This window comes from Nocardia sp. NPDC052566, from assembly GCF_044547285.1.
Taxonomy (GTDB): Bacteria; Actinomycetota; Actinomycetes; order Mycobacteriales; family Mycobacteriaceae; genus Nocardia.
This window is the reverse complement of the sequence record NZ_JBIUAF010000008.1, coordinates 318796-339679: the sequence shown is the minus strand read 5'-3', so window position 1 is coordinate 339679 and position 20884 is coordinate 318796. Positions and strand designations below refer to the sequence as shown.

Annotated in this window: 21 protein-coding genes; 16 read left to right on the top strand and 5 right to left on the bottom strand. The window is 68.1% G+C overall.

Annotated features, from left to right (window positions below; all coding sequences use genetic code 11):
• Positions 1 to 161 precede the first annotated feature (161 nt).
• Entirely contained in the window at positions 162 to 2195 is a 2034-nt protein-coding gene (locus ACIG5A_RS39915) for a CocE/NonD family hydrolase (protein WP_397250019.1), read from the top strand.
• A 57-nt stretch (positions 2196 to 2252) separates the two neighbouring features.
• Here ACIG5A_RS39915 and ACIG5A_RS39910 read toward each other — a convergent pair whose 3' ends face one another.
• Both ACIG5A_RS39910 and ACIG5A_RS39905 read right to left on the bottom strand, forming a co-directional pair.
• Complete coding sequence (locus ACIG5A_RS39910; protein ID WP_397250017.1) at positions 2253 to 2582, bottom strand: hypothetical protein; 330 nt, start codon at positions 2580 to 2582, stop codon at positions 2253 to 2255.
• A 158-nt stretch (positions 2583 to 2740) separates the two neighbouring features.
• Positions 2741 to 3406, bottom strand: coding sequence for an NADPH-dependent F420 reductase (locus ACIG5A_RS39905; protein WP_397250015.1), 666 nt, complete (start codon positions 3404 to 3406; stop codon positions 2741 to 2743).
• 91 nt (positions 3407 to 3497) lie between these two features.
• Between ACIG5A_RS39905 and ACIG5A_RS39900 the strand changes: the two genes are divergently transcribed.
• From ACIG5A_RS39900 to ACIG5A_RS39890, 3 genes are all read left to right on the top strand, one after another.
• Entirely contained in the window at positions 3498 to 3896 is a 399-nt protein-coding gene (locus tag ACIG5A_RS39900) for a winged helix-turn-helix transcriptional regulator (RefSeq protein ID WP_397250013.1), read from the top strand.
• A 221-nt stretch (positions 3897 to 4117) separates the two neighbouring features.
• Positions 4118 to 5353, top strand: a complete 1236-nt coding sequence (locus ACIG5A_RS39895; RefSeq protein WP_397250011.1) for a sensor histidine kinase — start codon at positions 4118 to 4120, stop codon at positions 5351 to 5353.
• Positions 5350 to 6039, top strand: coding sequence for a response regulator transcription factor (locus ACIG5A_RS39890; protein ID WP_014988578.1), 690 nt, complete (start codon positions 5350 to 5352; stop codon positions 6037 to 6039). Before ACIG5A_RS39895 ends, ACIG5A_RS39890 begins: the two co-directional genes overlap by 4 nt.
• Positions 6040 to 6237: 198 nt before the next feature.
• On the opposite strand, the gene ACIG5A_RS39885 is transcribed toward ACIG5A_RS39890, so the two are convergent.
• The gene (locus ACIG5A_RS39885) at positions 6238 to 6570 is read right to left on the bottom strand and encodes a hypothetical protein (protein ID WP_397250009.1); all 333 of its coding nucleotides are present in this window, start codon (positions 6568 to 6570) and stop codon (positions 6238 to 6240) included.
• A gap of 192 nt (positions 6571 to 6762) precedes the next feature.
• The gene (locus ACIG5A_RS39880; protein WP_397250006.1) at positions 6763 to 7641 is read right to left on the bottom strand and encodes a hypothetical protein; all 879 of its coding nucleotides are present in this window, start codon (positions 7639 to 7641) and stop codon (positions 6763 to 6765) included.
• A 136-nt stretch (positions 7642 to 7777) separates the two neighbouring features.
• On the opposite strand from ACIG5A_RS39880, the gene ACIG5A_RS39875 reads away from it, so the two are divergent.
• From ACIG5A_RS39875 to ACIG5A_RS39835, 9 genes are all read left to right on the top strand, one after another.
• Entirely contained in the window at positions 7778 to 8803 is a 1026-nt protein-coding gene (locus ACIG5A_RS39875) for a hypothetical protein (protein WP_397250004.1), read from the top strand.
• Entirely contained in the window at positions 8800 to 10470 is a 1671-nt protein-coding gene (locus ACIG5A_RS39870; protein WP_397250002.1) for a hypothetical protein, read from the top strand. The genes ACIG5A_RS39875 and ACIG5A_RS39870 overlap by 4 nt, the downstream gene beginning before the upstream one ends.
• A gap of 103 nt (positions 10471 to 10573) precedes the next feature.
• The gene (locus ACIG5A_RS39865; RefSeq protein ID WP_397250344.1) at positions 10574 to 11437 is read left to right on the top strand and encodes a sugar phosphate isomerase/epimerase family protein; all 864 of its coding nucleotides are present in this window, start codon (positions 10574 to 10576) and stop codon (positions 11435 to 11437) included.
• 219 nt (positions 11438 to 11656) lie between these two features.
• Positions 11657 to 12565, top strand: a complete 909-nt coding sequence (locus tag ACIG5A_RS39860; protein WP_397250000.1) for a thioesterase family protein — start codon at positions 11657 to 11659, stop codon at positions 12563 to 12565.
• An 11-nt stretch (positions 12566 to 12576) separates the two neighbouring features.
• Complete coding sequence (gene proC / locus ACIG5A_RS39855) at positions 12577 to 13395, top strand: pyrroline-5-carboxylate reductase (protein ID WP_397249998.1); 819 nt, start codon at positions 12577 to 12579, stop codon at positions 13393 to 13395.
• Positions 13396 to 13585: 190 nt separating this feature from the next.
• Positions 13586 to 13858 carry a helix-turn-helix domain-containing protein gene (locus tag ACIG5A_RS39850; RefSeq protein ID WP_397250342.1) on the top strand — a complete coding sequence of 91 codons (273 nt, stop codon included), beginning with the start codon at positions 13586 to 13588 and terminating at the stop codon, positions 13856 to 13858.
• Positions 13859 to 14046: 188 nt separating this feature from the next.
• Entirely contained in the window at positions 14047 to 14148 is a 102-nt protein-coding gene (locus ACIG5A_RS39845) for a 30S ribosomal protein bS22 (RefSeq protein ID WP_003402602.1), read from the top strand.
• A gap of 379 nt (positions 14149 to 14527) precedes the next feature.
• Positions 14528 to 15559, top strand: coding sequence for an NAD-dependent epimerase/dehydratase family protein (locus tag ACIG5A_RS39840; RefSeq protein WP_397250340.1), 1032 nt, complete (start codon positions 14528 to 14530; stop codon positions 15557 to 15559).
• Positions 15556 to 16584 carry a lysophospholipid acyltransferase family protein gene (locus ACIG5A_RS39835; RefSeq protein ID WP_397249996.1) on the top strand — a complete coding sequence of 343 codons (1029 nt, stop codon included), beginning with the start codon at positions 15556 to 15558 and terminating at the stop codon, positions 16582 to 16584. Before ACIG5A_RS39840 ends, ACIG5A_RS39835 begins: the two co-directional genes overlap by 4 nt.
• A 201-nt stretch (positions 16585 to 16785) precedes the next feature.
• Here ACIG5A_RS39835 and ACIG5A_RS39830 read toward each other — a convergent pair whose 3' ends face one another.
• A complete protein-coding gene (locus ACIG5A_RS39830; protein WP_397250338.1) occupies positions 16786 to 17736 on the bottom strand; it encodes an HAD family hydrolase in 951 nt (316 codons plus the stop codon).
• 207 nt (positions 17737 to 17943) lie between these two features.
• Between ACIG5A_RS39830 and ACIG5A_RS39825 the strand changes: the two genes are divergently transcribed.
• From ACIG5A_RS39825 to ACIG5A_RS39815, 3 genes are all read left to right on the top strand, one after another.
• On the top strand, positions 17944 to 18207 hold the full coding sequence (locus tag ACIG5A_RS39825; RefSeq protein WP_397249994.1) for a glutaredoxin family protein: 264 nt from the start codon (positions 17944 to 17946) through the stop codon (positions 18205 to 18207).
• Positions 18208 to 18609: 402 nt separating this feature from the next.
• On the top strand, positions 18610 to 19446 hold the full coding sequence (locus ACIG5A_RS39820; protein ID WP_397249992.1) for a redox-sensing transcriptional repressor Rex: 837 nt from the start codon (positions 18610 to 18612) through the stop codon (positions 19444 to 19446).
• Positions 19443 to 20843, top strand: a complete 1401-nt coding sequence (locus tag ACIG5A_RS39815) for a glutamyl-tRNA reductase (RefSeq protein WP_397249990.1) — start codon at positions 19443 to 19445, stop codon at positions 20841 to 20843. The genes ACIG5A_RS39820 and ACIG5A_RS39815 overlap by 4 nt, the downstream gene beginning before the upstream one ends.
• Positions 20844 to 20884 lie beyond the last annotated feature (41 nt).

Here is a 20884-nt window from a genome sequence, read left to right as displayed (position 1 = left end):
GGCGGGCGCTTTTCACATTTTGCTGAAAAGCGCCCGCCGTATTTTGTGAATCCGCACGACTTTTGGGTATTCCGCCGCGAACCGCATACAACCGACCGTTCCGTCCCTAGATTCAGGGAGCCCAGCTCTGTAGAAACCTGTGCTCTAGGAAAGTGGATCGAATGAGGTTGGCACTCCGATCCGCGGTCGCCCTGTGCGCCGCGGTCGCCTTGGCGCCCTTCGTTTCTCCGGCCGCCGCGGACTCACCGGCCGGACCGGATGCCGGCGCGGCGGGTGCGGCGTGGGCCGCGACCGAGGACGGCGCGCAGCAGTACCCGAATGTGTTCATCGAGTGGGATGTGCCGATCACCATGAGCGACGGCACCGTGCTCAAATCCAACGTCTACCACCCGGCCGGTGCCGACGGCAGGCCGATCGCGACGCCGACCCCGACCATCGTGAACCTCACGCCCTACACCAAATTGGGCTCGATGATCGGTGACAGCCTGATCTCCATCCCGTGGCTGTCGGACGCGGTCATGCAGGTGGCGCGCGATATCGATCTGTCAGGTACGCCGTTCTCCGGCATCACCGACCTGACCAGGGCGCTCGGCGGCGGCCTGCTACGCAACTTCACCGTCGATCGGCAGCTGATCAAGAGCGGCTACACCCAGGTGGTCGTCGACGTTCGCGGAACTGGCTTCTCACAAGGTATTTGGGACACACTGGGCGCGCGTGAACAGCAGGACAGTGTCGAAGTCATCGACTGGGCGTCGCGCCAGCCGTGGTCGACCGGTCGCATCGGTATGAACGGGGTGTCCTACTCGGGCCTGAACCAGCTGCAGGTGGCGGCGAAGAACCCGCCCGCGCTCGAGACGATCTTTCCGGTGGTGCCGAGCCGGAACCCGTTCCGCGACTTGGTCGCTCCCGGTGGCGCCATCGGCATCGCCTTCATGCCCGCCTGGCTGGCCGTGGTCAACGGCGGCAAACTGGTACCCGATCTGACGGCGCTGGCCCGTGGGCAGTTCGATACGAAATGGCTGACCGATCGCCTGGCCGACCCGCTCACCTTCGTCGACGCGCTGGTGAACATCCTGATCACACCCAGTATCGACCAGCTGAGCCCGAAGGTGCAGCAGCTGTTGCGCGCCGACGGCCCGCTGCGCCAGGCATGGGAGACCGACCCGGCCCGGATCACCGTGCCCACCTTCGTCACCGGCGGCTGGCACGACGTCTTCGTCAACTCGCAGGCCGACGTGTACCGGCGAATCCCGTTGCCGCCCGGCCAGAAACAACTGTTCGTCGGCGACGGCTACCACATCAGCAACGGCAACGAATCCGGCCGCCCCGGCCTGCCGCCGCGGATGGACGTGCTGCAGCGCGCCTGGTTCGACAAGTGGCTCAAGGGGATCGATAACGGGATCGATGAATACGGACCGGTGACCGTGCGCCAGCACGGCGGCGGCTGGATCACCGCGCCGTCGTTCCCGCGGCCCGGTGCCGAGCACCGGCGGATGTACCTGTCCGCCGCGTCCAGCGGTACCTCGGCGGGCAGCGTGCACGACGGATCCCTGTTCACCGCACCGGCACCGAGCGTCGACCGGCTCACCGTCGCACCCGGCGTGGCGAGCCTGTGCTCGCGCGACGCCGCGCAGGAATCCGTCGGTGTCCTCTCGATCATCGATGCCTGCGGTAAGGATTCGCGGATCCAGGAGCTCGACGGGCTGACCTTCACCAGTGCGCCGGTAGCCGAGCCGACCGGCATCTCCGGCCCGATTGCGGTGCACCTCAACACGATTCAGGACGCCACCGACGGCTACTGGGTGACCACCGTCAACGATGTCGCGCCCGACGGGCGCTCGACGGTGCTGTCCTCCGGGCAGTTGGTCGCCTCGCTCCGCCAGATCGACGAATCCCGCAGCACCCGCGCGGCCACCGGCGATTACACCGATCCGGTGCCCGATCTGTCGCTGGACACCAGGCAGCCGACGGTGCCGGGGGAGGCGACCCAACTCGACATCTCCGTGCCGGGCATCGAGGCGGTGCTGCAACCCGGCCACCGCCTGCGCGTCGACGTCTACGCCCTGAACCTGCCCAAGGGACTGCCGCCGACACCGCTGCTCGTCGAAAGTGGCCTGCGCCCACAGCATCTGCTGCTCGACCCGGCCGTGCCGAGTTACCTCAACATTCCGGTGTGCGGTAACCCTGGCTGGTAGTTACCGAACACCCTCCGGCGCGCCCATGTGGTGAAGTGGGCGCGCCGGTAGGCGTCACTACTTGTTCTTCTTCAGGCAGAAGGTCTTTCCATCCACCTCGTAATAGTCGGTGAACGAGAAGTACTTGCCGCCATCGCTCGGGCAGTCCTTGCTCTTACCCGCGCCGAGTACCGCGCTGACCCGGAAGGTGGCGTCCTTATCGCTGCACGGCACGATTTTGGCCTCGGACAGCTTGCCGTACGACTTGCCGGTGAGGCAATCGCCGACCTTCGCCTTCGCGGCGCCGGGGCTGCACGCGGTCGTCAGGGCCAGTGTGGCCGCGACGCCCGCGAGGCAGGCGAGCCCGCGAAAAAGGCGCGTTTGTACTGTCGAATGTGAATGGTTCACGAATCCCTCCGATACGAACCGGCGGCACCGGCCGTGCGATCCTCCCGATCGGGTTTCGGCGGTGCGCCGTGATGGCAGATACCGTACGTCCCGGAGAACCCGAATGGAAAGCCCAACGTTGGGCGCGAACAGAATTCACTCCGTCGTTACGTTCCCCGTCAGTCGGCGACGGCGAAGGCCGCCTCCAGTGGCGGGAACATCGCGCGCGCGTCCTGACCGCCGAACCACAATCCCACCGTGAATACCGAGGTGGCTTCGAGGTATTTGGCCCGATGCAGTCCGCCCGCCGAAATCGGTTGCAGCTTCAGATCTTCGGCGAGCCCGGCGACCAGGCGCAGCGCCGCAGGATCGTCGCCGCAGAGCGGCACCGCGAGCCTGCGCCCCTCGAATTCGCGGGTGTTCGACTCCCAGACTTCGGCGGCGCACAGGTTGAACGCCTTCACCACGTGTGCGCCAGGCGCGCCCGCCGCGATGCGCTCGGCGACGGCGTCCTCGGCGAGTACGAAAGCCGTGGTGCCCTCGGGCGCGGCGGTATCCGGCGCGTACGCGTTGGTGCAGTCGATGAGCGTGCGCCCGGTGAACGCGCCCGCCGCTTCGCGGCGTACGTCATCCCAGGCCCGCGGCGGAATGGCAAGCAGCACAACCTCGCCGAACCTGGCGGCCTCGGCGATGGTGCCGCCGTGCGCGCCGGGTCCGATGGCCGTCGCCGCCGCGTCCGCCGCGGCACTGGAACGAGCGCCGACCACGATGTCGTGTCCGGCCGCCGCCCAGCCGCCGCCGAGCGCCCGCGCCATCGCGCCCGCGCCGATGATTCCGATTCGCATGTGAACTCCTCAAACTCGGATGGAACCCGACCGAAGGTAGGGAGTCCGATAGGCACCCGCGGGTGCGTAATGCAGCTGGCAGGCTGTATCCATGAGGCCCGCGCTTGTCGAACCGATCACCGCCGAAGAGGTGGAGTTCGCGCCCTACGGTGACTACGAATCCGACTGCCCGGCCAGGATGGGCGTCGACCTGTTCGGCAATTCCTGGTTGCCCGTCATCGTCTACATGCTCCGCGACGGCCCGATGCGCCCCGGCGAACTGCGCACCGCCATCGGCGGCATCAGCCAGAAGATGCTCACCCAGACCCTGCGGCGGATGGAGCAGATGACGCTCATCGAACGTCGCCGGTACGCCGAGGCACCGCCACGCGTCGAATACGAACTCACCACCGCGGGCCGCGATCTGCTCATCCCGATCTACGCGCTCGGCGACTGGGTCGACCAACACGGCCGCGCGGTCAACGAGGCCATGGCCGCCGCGGAGGACTGATCTCACCCTCGACAGGCCGGTGTCGCGGGCGCAGAATTGGAGATCGCGAACCGCGCCGAAACGTCCGCGCACCATATCCGACCTGCGACGCCGGTGGTGCGCCCGCGCGACACCCAACTCTGCGTAAACATGCGGCTAACGGGGGCTAAATGCCCTGTGACCTGCGCGAAACTTCGCGCACCCGGAGTTGGTCAGCCGGTTGGCGACCGTACGATTCAAGTGTGAGTGTTCCGCAGGCCGTGCTGTTGGCAGTCCTAGCGGCTGTCGTCGGCCTGGCAGTCGGCGGGCTACTGATCCCGTATATGAACGCCAGACAGGCCGCGCGCAGGCAGGCCGATTCCGGGCTGACCATGTCGCAGGTGCTCGATCTGATCGTGCTCGCGTCCGAGAGCGGCATCGCCGTCGTCGACGAGTATCGCGATGTGGTGCTGGTGAATCCGCGCGCCGAGGAACTCGGCCTGGTCCGCAACCGGCTGCTCGACGAGCGCGCCTGGGCCGCGGTCGAGAAGGTGCTCGCCACGGGGGAGTCCACCGAATTCGACCTGACCGCGAAGAATCCGATGCCCGGCCGCAGCAGGATCGCCGTGCGCGGCGTCGCCAGGCAGCTCTCGCGCGAGGAAACCAGCTTCACCGTGCTGTTCGCCGACGACGATTCCGAACAGGCCCGGATGGAGGCCACCCGCCGCGATTTCGTCGCCAATGTCAGCCACGAGCTCAAGACCCCCGTCGGCGCGCTGAGCCTGCTCGCGGAGGCGCTGCTGGAATCCGCCGACGACGAGGAGGCGGTGCGCCACTTCGGCCAGCGCATGCTCGGTGAATCGCGGCGCCTCGGCAAGATGGTGACCGAACTCATCGCGCTGTCGCGATTGCAGGGCGCGGAGAAGCTGCCCGAGCTCGAGGTGGTCGACGTGGACACCGTGGTGATGCAGGCGGTCGACCGCTCGCGCACCGCCGCCGAGGCCGCAGGCATCACCGTCAGCACCGACCGGCCCAGCGGGCTCGAGGTGCTCGGCGATGAAACCTTGCTGGTCACCGCCCTGTCCAACCTGGTGGAGAACGCCATCGCGTACTCGCCGCCGGGTTCACACGTCTCGGTGAGCCGCTCGCTGCGCGGCGATCACGTGGCGATGGCCGTCACCGATCGAGGCATCGGTATCGGCAAGGAAGACCAGGAACGGGTGTTCGAGCGTTTCTTCCGATCCGACAAGGCCCGCTCGCGCGCCACCGGCGGTACCGGCCTCGGGCTGGCTATCGTCAAACACGTGGCGGCCAACCACAACGGTGAGATCACCCTGTGGAGCAAGCTCGGCACCGGATCGACGTTCACCCTGCGAATACCTGCCCACCACGAGACCGACGGAGAAGAGGACGCCGTGGAGCCGACGGTGAGCATGAGAGAAACAAGCCCGCGCCCCCAGGGGCCGAGCAGACCCAACGGTGTGGAGGCACGCAGATGACCAGTGTTCTGATCGTCGAGGATGAGGAGTCGCTGGCCGATCCGCTCGCGTTCCTGCTGCGCAAGGAGGGATTCGAGGTCACCGTGGTCGGTGACGGACCGTCCGCGCTCGCGGAGTTCGACCGGTCCGGCGCGGATATCGTGCTGCTCGACCTCATGCTGCCCGGCATGAGCGGCACCGATGTATGCAAGCAGCTGCGGACCCGCAGCGGTGTTCCGGTGATCATGGTGACCGCCAGGGACAGCGAGATCGACAAGGTGGTCGGGCTCGAGCTCGGCGCCGACGACTATGTGACCAAGCCGTATTCGGCCCGCGAGCTGATCGCCAGGATCCGTGCCGTGCTGCGCCGCGGCGCGGGCGACGAGCTGGACGGCGGTAACGAGAGCGGCGTGCTGGAGGCGGGCCCGGTCCGCATGGATGTCGACCGGCACACCGTGCTGGTCAACGGCAAGCCGGTCACCCTGCCGCTCAAGGAGTTCGACCTGCTCGAATACCTGCTGCGCAATTCCGGCCGGGTACTGACCCGCGGCCAGCTGATCGACCGCGTCTGGGGCGCCGATTACGTCGGTGACACCAAGACGCTCGACGTGCACGTCAAGCGCCTGCGCTCCAAGATCGAAGCCGACCCGGCCAAGCCGGAGCACCTCGTCACGGTGCGCGGCCTCGGCTACAAACTCGAAGCCTGAGGCCTGAAGCAGGAAACCCATGTGTTCACGAAACGGGACAACTGATTTCGTGAGCACATGGGTAACTCGTCGGGTACGCCCAGAACTTCGCCAGCGCCTTACTGCCGGCCGCCTACGTTACCTCCGTGGCACCCAGGTCTGGCCTGAAGTCGCGGAGAGGCGGATGAGCACAACGGGATTCGTGACTACACGGGGGTATTAAGGCAGGTAGAGCCAGGTGGGGCCGATGGGGGTGTCGGTCTTGCGCAGGGTGATCCAGCCCAGATCGTCTTCCTGCATGCAGTCGTACAGGTCGACCGTGGTGCCGTTGCCCTTGCAGGCGATGGTGCGCGAGGTCCCGTACGGGCTCATGATCAAGTTCTTGCCGGACGCCTTGGCATTGAGTGCGTCCGGGGTGTTGGCGGGCACGAAGTCGGCGGTGAAATCCGCGTACTTGGCCGGATCGGTATTCGGCTCCGCGTGTGCGACGCCGGTCATGCTGAGGGTGGCGCCGACCGCGAGGGTCACCAGCGCCAGAACTTTCTTCGACATGACCGAGTATCAAACCTCGAGTGAATGAAGCATGGGTGACCTACGTGTGAAGCTTGCCCGCCTCCCCGCGACTTCAGGCCAGACCGGATAGCCTCGATATTTCGCGTTGGCGTCCGGCGGTTGGCAGCCTGGCCGGGTTCCGGGCGTGCCCCAGGAGTTACGCATGTGCTCGCGAGATCAGTCGTCGCCTTTCTACATATCAGGCGCGCTGAGCGGGGGCTCCTTCATTCGGTTCGCGTGCACGGTGGCCGGGTGGATGGCGATGAGGCCGAGGCCCTCGCGGCGCTTGCAGTGCCTGGCCAGTTCCTCGTAGGCGGGGCCGCCGAGGAGTTCCTTCAGCTCGGGGCCGTAGGACTGCCAGACCGGGCGCTGGCCGACGTGCGCGTCGGGCGAGCCGGAGCAGTACCAGTCCAGGTCGAGGCCGCCAGGGCCCCAGCCGCGCCGGTCGTACTCGGTGACGACGGTGCGCAGGATCTGCACGCCGTCGGGCCGGTCGACCCAGTCCTGGGTGCGCCGGATCGGCAGCTGCCAGCACACATCCGGCTTCACCTCCAGCGGCTCGATCCCCTTGCGCAGCGCCATCGTGTGCAGCGCGCAGCCGACGCCGCCCTCGAAGCCGGGCCGGTTGAGGAAGATGCAGGCGCCGTCGAAGCGCCGGGTGCGCAGCGACACCTCGTCCTCGAGCTCGTCCTCCTCGAGGAAACCCTTCTTGGTGACCTTGCCGTTGGCGTCGACGGCCTCGCCCATCAGCTGCCAATCCTCGGGTGTGAGCATTTTCACAGCCTTCTGCAGCCGCTTGCGATCGTCCTTGTCGGACAGGAAGGCGCCGTGCGAACAGCAGCCGTCGTCCGGGCGGTCGGACAGGATTCCTTGGCAGGCGGGGGTGCCGAAGACACACGTCCATCTCGACAGCAGCCACGTCAGATCCGCGACGATGAGATGCTCATCGTTTGCCGGATCGACGAACTCGATCCATTCCCTGGGGAAATCGAGATCGACCTCTGGGCTCGGATCGATCTTCCCCGCTGGTCGGGGGCTACTCGGACCGCTCGCGGATGCGCCTACCGTCACACTGCCAGACGCTAACAGTTCAATGCCTGACAAGCACTGCCGGACGCAGTCCGTCTTCAGTCTCTTGCGCTTGGACGAGCGAAGCCGAGGCCACCGCCTTGGCCTAAAGTGCCGGAGTACCCAGTACCGTGTTCATGTGCGGCTTGGGGTACTAGACGTCGGAAGTAATACCGTCCACCTGCTCGTGGTGGACGCACACCGTGGTGGTCATCCCATGCCGATGAGCTCGACGAAGGCGACGCTGCGCCTGTCGGAGAACATGGATGACGCCGGCCGGATCACCGAGGCCGGCGCCCAGAAATTGATCGCCACCGTGGCCGAATTCGCGAGCATCGCCCAGACCTCCCGATGTGTCGAGCTGATGGCGTTCGCGACCTCCGCGCTGCGCGAGGCGACCAACTCCGACAAGGTGCTCGCGCGGGTGCGCGCCGAGGCCGGTGTCGACCTGCAGGTGCTCGCGGGCGCCGACGAGGCCAGGCTGACCTTCCTCGCGGTGCGGCGCTGGTACGGCTGGAGCGCGGGGCGCATCCTCAACCTCGATATCGGCGGCGGCTCTTTGGAAATGAGCAACGGCGGCGACGAGGATCCGGACATCTCGCTGTCGCTGCAACTCGGTGCGGGCCGGCTGACCAGGGAGTGGCTGCGCGAGGATCCGCCGGGTAAGCGCAGGGTCGCGGTGCTGCGCGACTGGCTGGACGCCGAGCTCGTCGCACCGTCGAAACAGCTGATCGACGCGGGCCGCCCCGACCTCGCGGTCGGCACCTCCAAGACTTTTCGGTCGCTTGCCCGGCTGACCGGAGCGGCACCCTCGGCGGCGGGCCCCCGGGTGCGTCGTACACTCACCAGCTCAGGTCTGCGCCAACTGATTGCCTTCATCTCCAGAATGACGGCGTCGGACCGTGCAGAATTGGAAGGGGTAAGTTCCGATCGGTCACAGCAATTGGTGGCTGGCGCATTGGTCGCGGAGGCGAGTATGCGGGCACTATCGCTGGATACGCTCGAAATTTGTCCATGGGCGCTGCGGGAAGGGCTGATCCTGCGCAAACTGGATACCGATATGAACGGCGGACTTAGGGCGATGACCACCCAGGGACCGGCGGCCGCGAGCGGCAAGCCGGTACCCGGCGGCGGTGCCGCCCTATCGGAGGCGGTGCCGTCTTGACGGACGAAGGCAAGCAGCTATCGGTCGCGGAACTGTTGGCGCGCAACGGCCAAGGTGGTTCCGCGCCCGCATCGGGCGGCGGTGGCAGGCGCAGGCGTGGTGGTCGCGGCATCTCGGTCGCCGAGCTGACCGGTGATCTGCCGGTCATCGGCGGTGGGCAGTCCTCGCACGCCGCACCCGATACCGACATCCCGGACGAACCGGTAGCGGCCGCCCCCTCGTTCGACTACTCCGGGCCCGACTATTCGGTGCCCGATTATTCGGGATCGGGCTTTGCGGCCCCCGAATACTCAGCGCCGGAGCCGGTTTCGTACGCACCACCCGAGCCCGCGCCCGACCTGCCGAGCTACTCCCCGATGTCGGGGCCGATCTCGATGTACAACCCGCTCGATCCCTCGGGACGTTCCGGCCGCGTCATGCCGGGCCGGGAGATGCCGTCCTCGCGGCACGGCGCCCCCGCCGATCCGCTGCCCGATGCCTATGCGCCCGCGCCGGATTCGTATTCGCCCGATCGCTACGCACCGGATCCACTGTCCGGTGGCGCCGCACCGTCGATCGGTTCCGGCCGCACCGGCCGCAGGCACCGCCCCGAGCCCGAGGATCCGACCACCGAGGTGCGGCCGCTGCGCGATGTGCGCCCCGCACCGCCCGCGCGCGCACCGCTGCCGGAACGCGAGCGCGGCGCGCCCGCACTGGATTTCAGCGAGCCGAAGCCGGGCAGCCGCGCCGCGCGCCGCCGGGCCAAGGAGGCGGCCGAGGAGGCCGAGGCCGCCGTCGACGCGGGCCCGTCCACCGCGGCGTGGGCACCGCCCGCCGCGGAGTTCGCGCCGGAATCGGCGCCGCTACCGGTGGCGGAACCGCGTGGCAGCAGAGCGAACGCGCCCGTGCGCCCGCCGAATCCGGAACCGCCGCAACCGGATCCGCAGCGAAGACCGGCCAAGCGTGGTGCGGGCGACGGCGGTCTGCCCGCCTGGTCGGCCCGAAGACACAACAGCAAACCGGCCCCGCCGCCACGCGGCGAGCCGTCGCCCGAATCCGGTGGCATTCCGACCTCGGCCTGGTCGCTGGCCAGTCAGGATCAGCAGTTGCTCTCCGGTCAGACGGTGGCCGGTGACCTGCTGCGCGACGGCGTCGAACGCGCCGAGCGCGCGGATGCCGAACGCGAGCACGGCCGGGATCGCGGGCGCCGCGACGGCAAGCGCGGACGCTCGAAGCGCGACCAGCCCCGCCCGCCCGTCGACGACTTCGACGGGCTCGACGGTCGCACCGATGTGCACGGGCCGCTCGGCATGGACGCCGACGACGACCTGGACGACGAACCGGCCGAGCACGATTCGGGCCGCGCGACGGCGACCAAGACCGCGCCGCGCCGCTCGCGGGCCGCGCGCAAGGCGGAGGACGACGCCAACCGGCGGCAGTGGATGATCCTCGGCGGCCAGAGCGCTGGCGCGGCGATCGCCGGAATGTTGCTGTTCAAGGGCTTCGAGCGGATGTGGGAGATGCTGCCGTGGGTGGCGCTCACCCTGGCGATGATCGTGATCCTCGGTCTGGTCGCGCTGGTGCGGATTCTGCGCCGCACCGATGACGTACTCAGCACTGTGATCGCCGTCGTCGTCGGCACCTTTGTCACGTTGGGACCGCTAGCCTTTCTTCTCAGTACGAACTGAGTAGGGAGCTGCTGTGGGGAACATCGGGCAGGCGGACGGGACACAGGTGAAGCACGCTACGACGCCCGATCCCGCGCCGCGGCCCGGCGCGCGGCAGATCCAGGTGGGGCTGTCGACGGCGTCGGTGTATCCGCAGAACACCGAGGCGGCGTTCCGCTACGCGGCCGAACTCGGTTACGACGGCATCGAATTGATGGTCTGGGCCGAACCGGCCAGCCAGAGCATCGCCACCGTGCAGGCGTACACCCGCAAGTACGGCGTGCCGGTGCTCGCCATTCACGCGCCGTGCCTGCTGATCTCGCAGCGGGTGTGGGGTTCGGATCCGGTGAGCAAACTCGAACGCAGCGTGCGCACCGCCGAGGCGCTCGGCGCGGACACCGTCGTCGTCCATCCGCCGTTCCGCTGGCAGCGGCGCTACGCCGAGGGATTCGCCGACCAGGTGGCGGAGCTCGAGGAGGACAGCCCGGTCATCGTCGCGGTGGAGAACATGTTTCCGATGCGCGCGGACACGCTGTTCCGCGGCGCCGGTTCGGTGAAGCGGCTGGAGCGCCGCGGCGGACCCGGCCTGGCGCTGACCACGTTCAGCCCGTCCTACGACCCCACCGACACCGGTTTCCGGCACTACACCCTCGACCTGTCGCACACCTCGACCGCGGGCGCCGACCCGCTCGCCCTTGCCGCGCGCATGGGCCATGGCCTGTCGCACCTGCATCTGGCCGACGGCCGCGGCGCCGCGCACGACGAGCACCTCGTCCCCGGCGAGGGCACGCAGCCGTGCGCCGAACTGTGCGCCATGCTCGTGCGCTCCGGCTTCTCGGGTCATGCCGTCGCCGAGATCAACACCCAGAACGCGCGCACCACCCAGGACCGGGCAGGCATGCTGCACCGCACCCTGGCCTTCGCCCGCGAACACCTCAACGGCTTCGCCCCCGCGCAGAGCCGCCTCTCCGAGAATTCAGCGCACTAGTACCAGCCGCGAGATTTCGCGTTGCGGGCCGGCGGTTGGGTGTCCGGCCGAGTTCGCCCGTACCCGGCGAGTTACCCATGTGCCCGCGAAATCGGTTGAACCGTTTCATCCCTGTGCTGGTACAGGGGGAATGTGGAGTGGCAGAGCGGTCGTTCTACGCTGTACGAACGTCGTGTACCAGTAAACGGTCGCGGCGGTTGGAACGACAGGAGTTGCCGCATGCCGGAGTTGACCACCGATCTCGACCCGATCACCGCGACCGCACCGTTCAGCCGGGTGGTCGCGCTGACCGAGCTGCCGACGACCACTCCGGAGGTCGGCCGCTATGTCGGCACCATCGAGCCGACGTGGACGATCGGCCCGAAGGTGCACGGCGGCACCATGGTCGCGGCGAGCGCGGCGGCGGCCACCCGCTGGCTGCGCACCGCCCATCCCGAACTCGCCGAGATGGCCCCGATCGCCGCGAGCTCCGATTTCCGCGGCGCGCCTGATCCGGGCGAGATCGAGTACGAGGTGCGCATCCGCAAGGTCGGCCGCCAGATCTGCCTGGCCGACACAGATCTCAGGCAGCACGGGAAGACGCTGGTGCGCACCGCGTTCACCTTCGGCCACCTCGACGACGGCGAGCCGCTCTACGCGGGCGACGACGAGATGCCCACCGAGCCGCCCGCGGGCGCGCTGCACTACGGGACCGGTTCGCCGATGAGCGTCGTCAATGTCGCGCAGGGCGCCGAACTCGCCATCGATACGGACTGGGCCCGATTCCTGTCCGGCGAGAAGGGCATTCCGCGGCTGCGGCTGTGGATCCGCCCGTTCGCGGGCGACGCGGCCGATCCCGAGGTCGCCACCTTCTTCGCCATGATGTCGGCCGATATGAGCCCGCCGGTCCCGATGAACCTCGGCCATTTCGGCTGGGCGCCGACCGTGCAGATGACCACCTACCTGCGCCGCCGACCCGCCCCCGGCTGGCTGCGCATCATCGCGACCAGCCGCGAGGTCGGCGGCCGGATGTTCGACGAGGACCAGCTCGTCCTCGACTCCACCGGCGCCGTCGTCGCCCAGAGCCGCCAGCTCGCGCTGATGCCCGCCCGCATCCCCGGGAAGTCACCGCGCAGGCGGCGCGATTAGCCTTGAACGTCATGACCAGAATTGCGGTGATCGGCGGCGGCCGGATAGGCGAGGCGTTGATCGCCGGTTTGCTCGAATCGGGCCGGGCGGCAAAGGACCTGGTGGTTGTCGAGACCTATCGCGATCGGGCCGCGTTTCTCGCCGACCGGTTCGGGGTGCGGGTGACCGACGCGGTCGCCGATGCCGCCGTCGGCGCGGATCTGGTGGTGATCGCCGTCAAGCCCGGTGACGTCGACGCCGTGCTGACCGATCTGAGCAAGGCCGTCCTCGGCAGCGACCGGGATCAGGTGCTCGTCTCGCTGGCCGCGGGTGTGCCGACGGTGCGGCTGGAACGCCAGCTGCCCGCGGGCTTCCCGGTGATCCGGGTGATGCCGAATACTCCGATGCTGGTCGGGCAGGGCATGAGCGTGCTCGCCGCGGGCCGCTACGCGCGCCCCGAGCAACTGGCCCAGGTGACCGAACTGCTCGGCGCGGTGGGCAAGGTGGTGACCGTCGCGGAATCGCAGATGGACGCGGTGACCGCGGTATCCGGATCGGGGCCCGCCTACTTCTTCCTGATCGTCGAGGCCATGGTGGACGCGGGCGTCGCACTCGGCCTGACCAGGGACGTCGCCACCCAGCTCGTGGTGCAGACGATGGTCGGCGCCGCGGCGCTGCTCGACGAGTCGGAGCAGAGTGCCGTGGAGTTGCGCGCGGCGGTCACCTCGCCCGCGGGCACCACGGCCGCGGCGATGCGTGAACTGGAACGCGGCGGGGTCAGGTCGGCCTTCCTGGAGGCACTGCATGCCGCGAAGCAGCGCTCCGCGGAACAGGGCGCGTCGTCCGAGTAGGCCCTCGCGAGCCGTGTCCGTTCACCTGATGTTGTATGGACGCAACCGGTCGGTTCTCGATCAGGAAACCTGATTTCTCACTCCCGTCGCAGTAATCCCACTGGTCCCGCTAAGCTTCAAGGAGCACGTGCGTGTCTGTTCCGCCGGTGGGGAAGCCGGCGGCGCGGACGTGCCGGAGGTCAATGGTGCAATGATGTCTTCGAACAAGATGTCTGCAAATAGCGGCGGGTCGTCCAGCAGCTCGGGTCCAGGTGGCCGGAGCGGCACTCAGCCCGTCATCGGAGGTGGCACCCAGTTTCTGACGGTCGCCGAGGTGGCGAACCTGATGCGGGTGTCCAAAATGACGGTGTACCGACTCGTACATTCGGGCGAACTGCCCGCGGTGCGGGTGGGTCGGTCGTTCCGGGTGCACGCGAAGGCTGTGCATGACTACCTGGAGACGTCCTACTTCGACGCCGGTTGATAGCTCGACCGGACGCCCCGGTACGATAGACCCTCGGTTCGTGTTCGCCCCGCCGGCGGCGCCATTTTGTGGTGCCCCGTGGTATCCGGCGGCGCGGGCACTGGGCGTGAGGCATGCCGAGCGACCGGACAGTTTGCGTGCGTGAAGTCGCGTGCGCGCCGAGTAGAGAGAACGCGAGGAACAACCCTATGGGTTCTGTGATCAAGAAGCGCCGCAAGCGCATGTCGAAGAAGAAGCACCGCAAGCTGCTTCGCCGCACGCGTGTTCAGCGGCGCAAACTCGGCAAGTAAGACCGTGGCCGGACGCGAGTCCGGTCCGCGCTCTCGACGCTGTATATATTGCGGCGCTCGCGGGACCTGCGTGGTAACACTTCGCTGCCGCCTCCGGTCCTGACGCTCTCGACGCTGCGCGGTAGCTCGGAAGCCCGTCACCTCTCGAGGTGGCGGGCTTCTCGCTTTGCAGTGTTCATATTTGAAATGCTTTGCACGCCACCGTGTCAAAGTCGTGTATCAGGTGACTGAAGTCATCGTTAGATCCTGGTAAATACTCGCGGGGCTACGGATGACAGCGGCTACTCTGGAACGCGAAAATCATGAAACGGGGGCCTGTCAGGTGGGATCCGGTGTGGTGGGATCTGAAGTGAGAGACCGACACTCGCCCAAGGTGGTGATGGTGACCGGTGCCGCCCGTTTCTTCGGCGGCAACGTGGTCGCCCGGCTCGCGCAGGATCCCGGCGTCGAGCGCATCATCGCCGTCGACACCATGACACCACCCCGTGAGCTGCAGCGACGCATGGGCCGCGCCGAATTCGTGCGCGCCGACATTCGGAATCCGTTGATCCGCAAGGTGATCGGCGGCAACGATGTGGACACCGTCGTGCACGCCGCGGTCCTCGCCCACCCGCCGTCGGGCGGCGGGCGCGCGGTGATGAAAGACCTCAATGTGCTCGGCGCGATGCAACTGTTCGCGGTCTGTCAGAAATCGCCGACCGTAGAACGAGTTGTGGTTCGCTCGTCGTCGGCTGTGTATGGCTGCAGTGCGAAGGATCCGGCGAAATTCACCGAGGAAATGGGCGCGCGCACGCCACCGAGTGGTTGGTTTGCGCGCGACATGATCGAAATCGAAGGATTCGTCCGAGGTTTGGCGCGTCGTCGCCCGGATATTGCCACATCTATTCTGCGATTCGCGCCAATCGTCGGACCTCGCTTGGCGGGCAGCGACATCCAGTACCTGCGCTCGCCGATCACGCCCACCGTGCTCGGCCGCGACGCCAGGCTGCAGCTGCTGCACGAGGAGGACGCGATCGCCGCGCTGACCCTGGCGGCGCTGACCGGCCCCGGTGGCACCTTCAATATCGCGGGCGACGGCGCGCTCGCACTGTCGCAGGCGGTGCGGCGGGCGGGCCGGATCGAACTGCCGGTGCCGTTCGCGGTGTTCCGCACCATCGGCCGCACGCTGATGGGCCCGGTGATGCGGGAGTTCAGCGGCGAGCAACTCGACTATTTCCATTTCGGATGTGGCCTGGACACCACGCGTATGCGCACCGAACTCGAGTTCGTGCCACGCTGGACAACGGTGCAGGCTTTCGACGACTTCATCGGGGGCGCAGCGTTGCGGCCCGTCTTCGATCCCGCGTGGATCGATGTCGCAGAACGAAAACTGCTCGGCCTGATCGGGGCCGGTACGGGAGCACAATCATGAATGACGTTGCGAAGGTCATCCACCTGCACGACCTGCACACCGAGGCGCGCCAGCGCCCGGTCGCGCGGCGCTGGCCCGACCCCGTCGACGGCGAGGCGGCGCCGAGTTCGGTGACCTCGCTGACCGATCGGCTCGCCGCCGCGGAACCCCCTGCGCCGCAATCATTATCGGACCTGGTGCGCGGCGAGGTGAGCAAACAGATCGGCAAGGCAGCCGATTTCGCGCGGCGCCGGATCACCGGCGACTACCAGGTCGACGAATTCGGCTTCGACGAACATCTCCTCGAATCGGTCATCCTGCCCGCACTGCGGCCGCTGTCGGATCTCTGGTTCCGTGTCCAGGTCAGCGGAATCGAGAATGTGCCCGAGGTGGGCGGTGCGCTGCTGGTGGCCAACCACGCGGGCACCGTCCCGATCGACGGGCTGATGCTGCAACTGGCCGTGCACGACCGGCATCCGAAGCAGCGCGCGCTGCGCCTGCTCGCCGCCGACCTGATCTTCGAGACGCCGGTGCTCGGCATGCTCGCCCGCAAGGCCGGGCACACGCTGGCCTGCCGCCCCGACGCTGAGCGCCTGCTGCGCACCGGCGAGCTGACCGGTGTCTTCCCCGAGGGTTTCAAGGGCGTCGGCAAGAATTACGCCGACCGGTACAAACTGCAGCGGTTCGGCCGCGGCGGTTTCGTCGCGGCGGCGGTGCGTTCCGGGGTGCCGATCATCCCGGTCTCGATCGTCGGCTCGGAGGAGATCTATCCGAAGCTCGCCGATATCAAGCCGCTCGCGCGCCTGCTCAACCTGCCGTACTTCCCGGTGACGCCGCTGTTCCCGCACTTCGGACCGCTCGGCGCGCTGCCGCTGCCGTCCAAGTGGTACATCGAATTCGGCACGCCGATCCCGACCACCGGCTACGAGCCGGAGGCCGCGGACGACCCGATGACCATGTTCGAGGTCACCGATCAGGTTCGCGAGACCATCCAGCAGACCCTCTACAAATTGCTCACCAAACGCCGAAACCCGTTCACCGGCTAGCCGCAGCCGACGTTCTGGCCAGGGACGCCTTCCCCGTCGTCCCGGCGGACGCCGGGAGCCAGTCGGTAAACCCCTCGGCCGCACTGGATTCCGGCGTTCGCCGAAACGACGGGGCGAGAAATACTCAGTGTTCGATGTGAGGCGCTCCCGGGCCCTCGGTGGTGACGCTGCGCTGCCGCCTCCGGGCCTGACGCTCGCGCCTCAGTGGTCGCGCCGCCGGGTGACCACCGCGGCCACCGCGCCGCCCGCCGCGCCGAGCGCCAAAGCCGTTGGCACACCGACCTTCGCGGCCTTGCGCCCGGTGCGGAAATCGCGAATCTCCCAGCCCCGGTTCTTGGCCACCTCGCGCAGATCCGAATCCGGGTTGATCGCCACCGCGGTGCCGACCAGCGAGAGCATCGGCACATCGTTGTGACTGTCGGAGTAGGCGGTACAGCGCTTGAGGTTCAGGCCCTCGCGGATGGCGAGCGTGCGCACCGCGTGCGCCTTGCCGAGCCCGTGCAGGATGTCGCCGACCAGGCGACCGGTGAAGGTGCCGTCCACGCTTTCGGCCACCGTGCCGAGCGCGCCGGTCAGGCCGAGCCGCTTGGCGATCACCTGCGCCAGCTCCACCGGCGTCGCGGTGACGAGCCACACCTGCTGGCCCGCGTCCAGGTGCATCTGCGCAAGCGCCCTGGTGCCCGGCCAGATCTTGTCGGCGATGATCTCGTCGTAGATCTCCTCACCGAGCGCGGCCAATTCGGCGGTGGAGCGGCCCGCGATGAACGCGAGCGCCTTCTCCTTACCGCTGGCCATATCGGTGCTCGACTCCTTGCCGGTGACCCGGAACTTGACCTGCTTCCAGGCGACATCGACCAGATCGGAGGTCTTGAAGTATTTGCGCGCGGCCAGGCCGCGGGCGAAGTGCACGATCGACGCGCCCTGCACCATGGTGTTGTCCACGTCGAAGAACGCGGCCGCGGTCAGATCTCGCGGCGCCTCCGGTCCCGCGGATTCCTGTTCGGCGGCGGCTGATTCGGCCGCGGCGGCCAGTTCGGCGTCGTGCAGCGTCAGCGCCGCGTCGGCACTGGCCTCACCGGCCAGGTTGGCGCGCAGCTCCTCCTCGCTCGGGCCGAAGGGGCTGCGAGAGATGCGTGCCAGCTGGTCCTGCAGACCCTGGCCGAGGCGGCCTTGATTCCATCTGACCGGAAACTCGCCGAATCGTCCCGCGATGAATCCGGCCCTTGCCACCTTCGATCGTTCCGGCACCAGTACCTCCGCCCGTCGCGCGAACCATGTCCACACTAACCGGATTCGGTGACAGTCACGGCCAGACGGCGCGCACCGAACCCGACGTGGTGAGGGGATTTAATACTTGCCATGACCAATGCCACACATTCGGTGACCCTGCTGACGAGATCGGGTTGCGGCCTGTGCACCACCGCGCTCGCGCAATTGCGGGTGATCTGCGCCGAGTTCGGCATCGAGCCGAGCACCGTCGACGTGGACGAAGCCGCCGCCACCGACCCTGGCCTGCGCGCGGAGTACGGCGACCGGTTGCCGGTGGTGTTGCTGAACGGCCGCGAGCACAGCTATTTCGACGTAGACGAGCCGCGATTGCGCACTGATTTGGGCAGTGTCTAATTGGCGGCGCCCGCGGCGCCGCGTGTTCGCGGCCCCTGGTGTCTCGCGTCCGACCGGCCGAGACTCGCGCCTGCGGCGCATGCGCTTCGACCGGTCGGACGCGAGACGGGCCGCGAACGGCGCTCGTAAGACTCGCGCTGAGCGGGGCTGATTTATCGGTGAGATGACACCGGCGCGTGTCGCTTGCGCACACAGCGCTGGTCGCGGCGGAAAATGAGGCCAAATTCACCGACTTTGTGCAGGGCTTCACAAGCAGTTACGGTGGTGGCACGCGACCCGCGATGCCGAGGTTGCGGACCCACCCTTGAAATCCGACACATCGACCACGGCACCGGACCGTCCCGGGCACGAAGGTCGACAGACGACCCGGACCGCGCACGGGCCGGACGAGGAGCCGACGACGTGACAGAGCAGCATGAGGCGCCAGGCGGCGTCTCCGGCAGGGCTCTGCAGAAAGACATCCCGCAGGCCACGGTGGCGCGGTTGGCCACCTATCTCCGTGTCCTCGCCATGATGGCCGACGAAGGTGTTGCCATCGTATCGAGTGAGGAACTGGCTGTCGCGGCGGGTGTCAATTCGGCGAAGTTGCGCAAGGATCTTTCGTTCCTCGGACCCAACGGCGTGCGTGGCGTCGGCTACGACGTGGCCAAGCTGCGCGCCAGGATCGAGGACGTGCTCGGGCTGTCCGAGGGACATCGGGTTGTCCTGGTCGGCGCCGGGAATCTGGGCCGCGCCCTCGTCGGTTACGGCGGGTTCCGCCGCCGCGGTTTCACCGTGGTCGGCATGTTCGACAGCGATCCGGACGTGATCGGCCTCTCGGTCGCCGGTATGCCGGTGCTCGATGTGGCCGGACTGCCGGACGCGGTCACCTCGCTGGCCCCGACCATCGCCGTGATCACCGTGCCCGACGACGCCGCGCAGGATGTCTGCGATCGGCTCGTCGCCGCCGGCCTGCAATCCATCCTGAGTTTCGCGCCGTGCCAGCTGGTCGCGCCGGAGGGCGTCGAGGTTCGCCGGGTCGATCTGGCGGTCGAGCTGCAGATGCTCTCCTTCGAAACCGCCCGCAACGCACCGCAGCTGCCCGAGGTGGCGCACGCGGTTTCCGGGCGGATCACCCATCGCGTGCCGACGCCGCACGCCTCGCCGGCGCACCCGGCGCTGAAGCATTCAACGGCGTCGCATTCGACGACCTCGCATTCGGCAACGGAGCCAACAAGCAAGGGATCGGTGATCCAGTGAGTGTTCTTCTGGTCGGTATTTCGCATCGCAGCGCCCCGGTCCCGGTGCTGGAGAAGGTCGCGATCACCGACACCGATCGGCCGAAGCTGATCGATCGGATGCTGGCCTCCAGCCACGTTTCCGAGGCGATGATCGTCTCCACCTGCAACCGCGTCGAGGTCTACGCGGTGGTCGACGCCTTCCACGGCGGCCTCGCCGAGGTGGGCGAACTGCTGACCAGGCACTCCGGGCTGCCGCTGCCCGATCTGACCAAGCACGCCTACGTCCGCTACAGCGAGGCCGCCGCCGAGCATCTGTTCGCGGTGGCCAGCGGGCTCGATTCGATGGTGATCGGCGAGCAGCAGGTGCTCAGCCAGATCCGCGGCGCCTACGCCTCGGCCGACGCGCAGCAGGCGGTCGGCCGCACGCTGCACGAGCTGGCCCAGCACGCGCTGCGGGTCGGCAAGCGGGTGCACTCGGAGACCGGCATCGATCGCGCGGGCGCCTCGGTGGTTTCGGTGGCGCTCGATCGGTCCCAGCAGGTGCTCGGCGCGCTGACCGGCCGTACCGCCGTGGTCGTCGGCGCGGGTGCGATGGGCGGCCTTGCGGTGGCGCATCTTTCGCGCGCGGGCATCGGCCGGATCATCGTGGTGAACCGCACCATCGCGCGGGCGCGCAGGCTCGCCGCGACCGCGGGCACGCATGGTGTCGAGGCCGAGGCGATGGAACTATCGCGGCTCACCGAGGCCATGGCCGCCGCCGATGTGGTCATCACCTGTACCGGCGCGGTCGGCGCCGTGGTGACGCTGGCCGATACCCACCGGGCACTGGCCGACCGTGCGCGCGCCAGCGCGGTGGAGCGGCCGCTGGTGTTCTGTGATCTCGGACTGCCCCGCGATGTCGAGCACGCGGTCGCGGGCCTGCCCGGCGTCACCGTCATCGACATCGAGACTTTGCAGCGCGATCCGGCCGCGGGCGCGGCCGCCGACGACACCGTCGCCGCACGCGCGATCGTCGCCGAGGAACTCGCGAAATACCTTGCCGGACAGCGGATGGCCGAGGTCACCCCGACCGTCGCCGCGCTGCGCCAGCGCGCGGCCGAGGTGGTCGAGGCGGAGCTGATGCGCCTGGATTCGCGGCTGCCGGGCCTGGCCGATCCGGAACGCGACGAGGTGGCGCGCACGGTGCGCCGCGTGGTCGACAAGCTGCTGCACGCGCCGACGGTGCGGGTCAAACAGCTCGCCTCCACCCCGGGCGGCGACAGCTACGCCGAGGCGCTGCGCGAACTGTTCGAGCTCAAACCCGGTGCGGCACAGGCGGTGGCGGCGCCGATGGAGATCACCGCGATCGGCGGCGACCATCTGGCCGACGACTTCACCGCCGGACATCGCGGCGAGGAACAGGGGCAGACGGCATGACCGGTCAGGCCCGGAGGAGGCAGCGCAGCGTGACCACACAG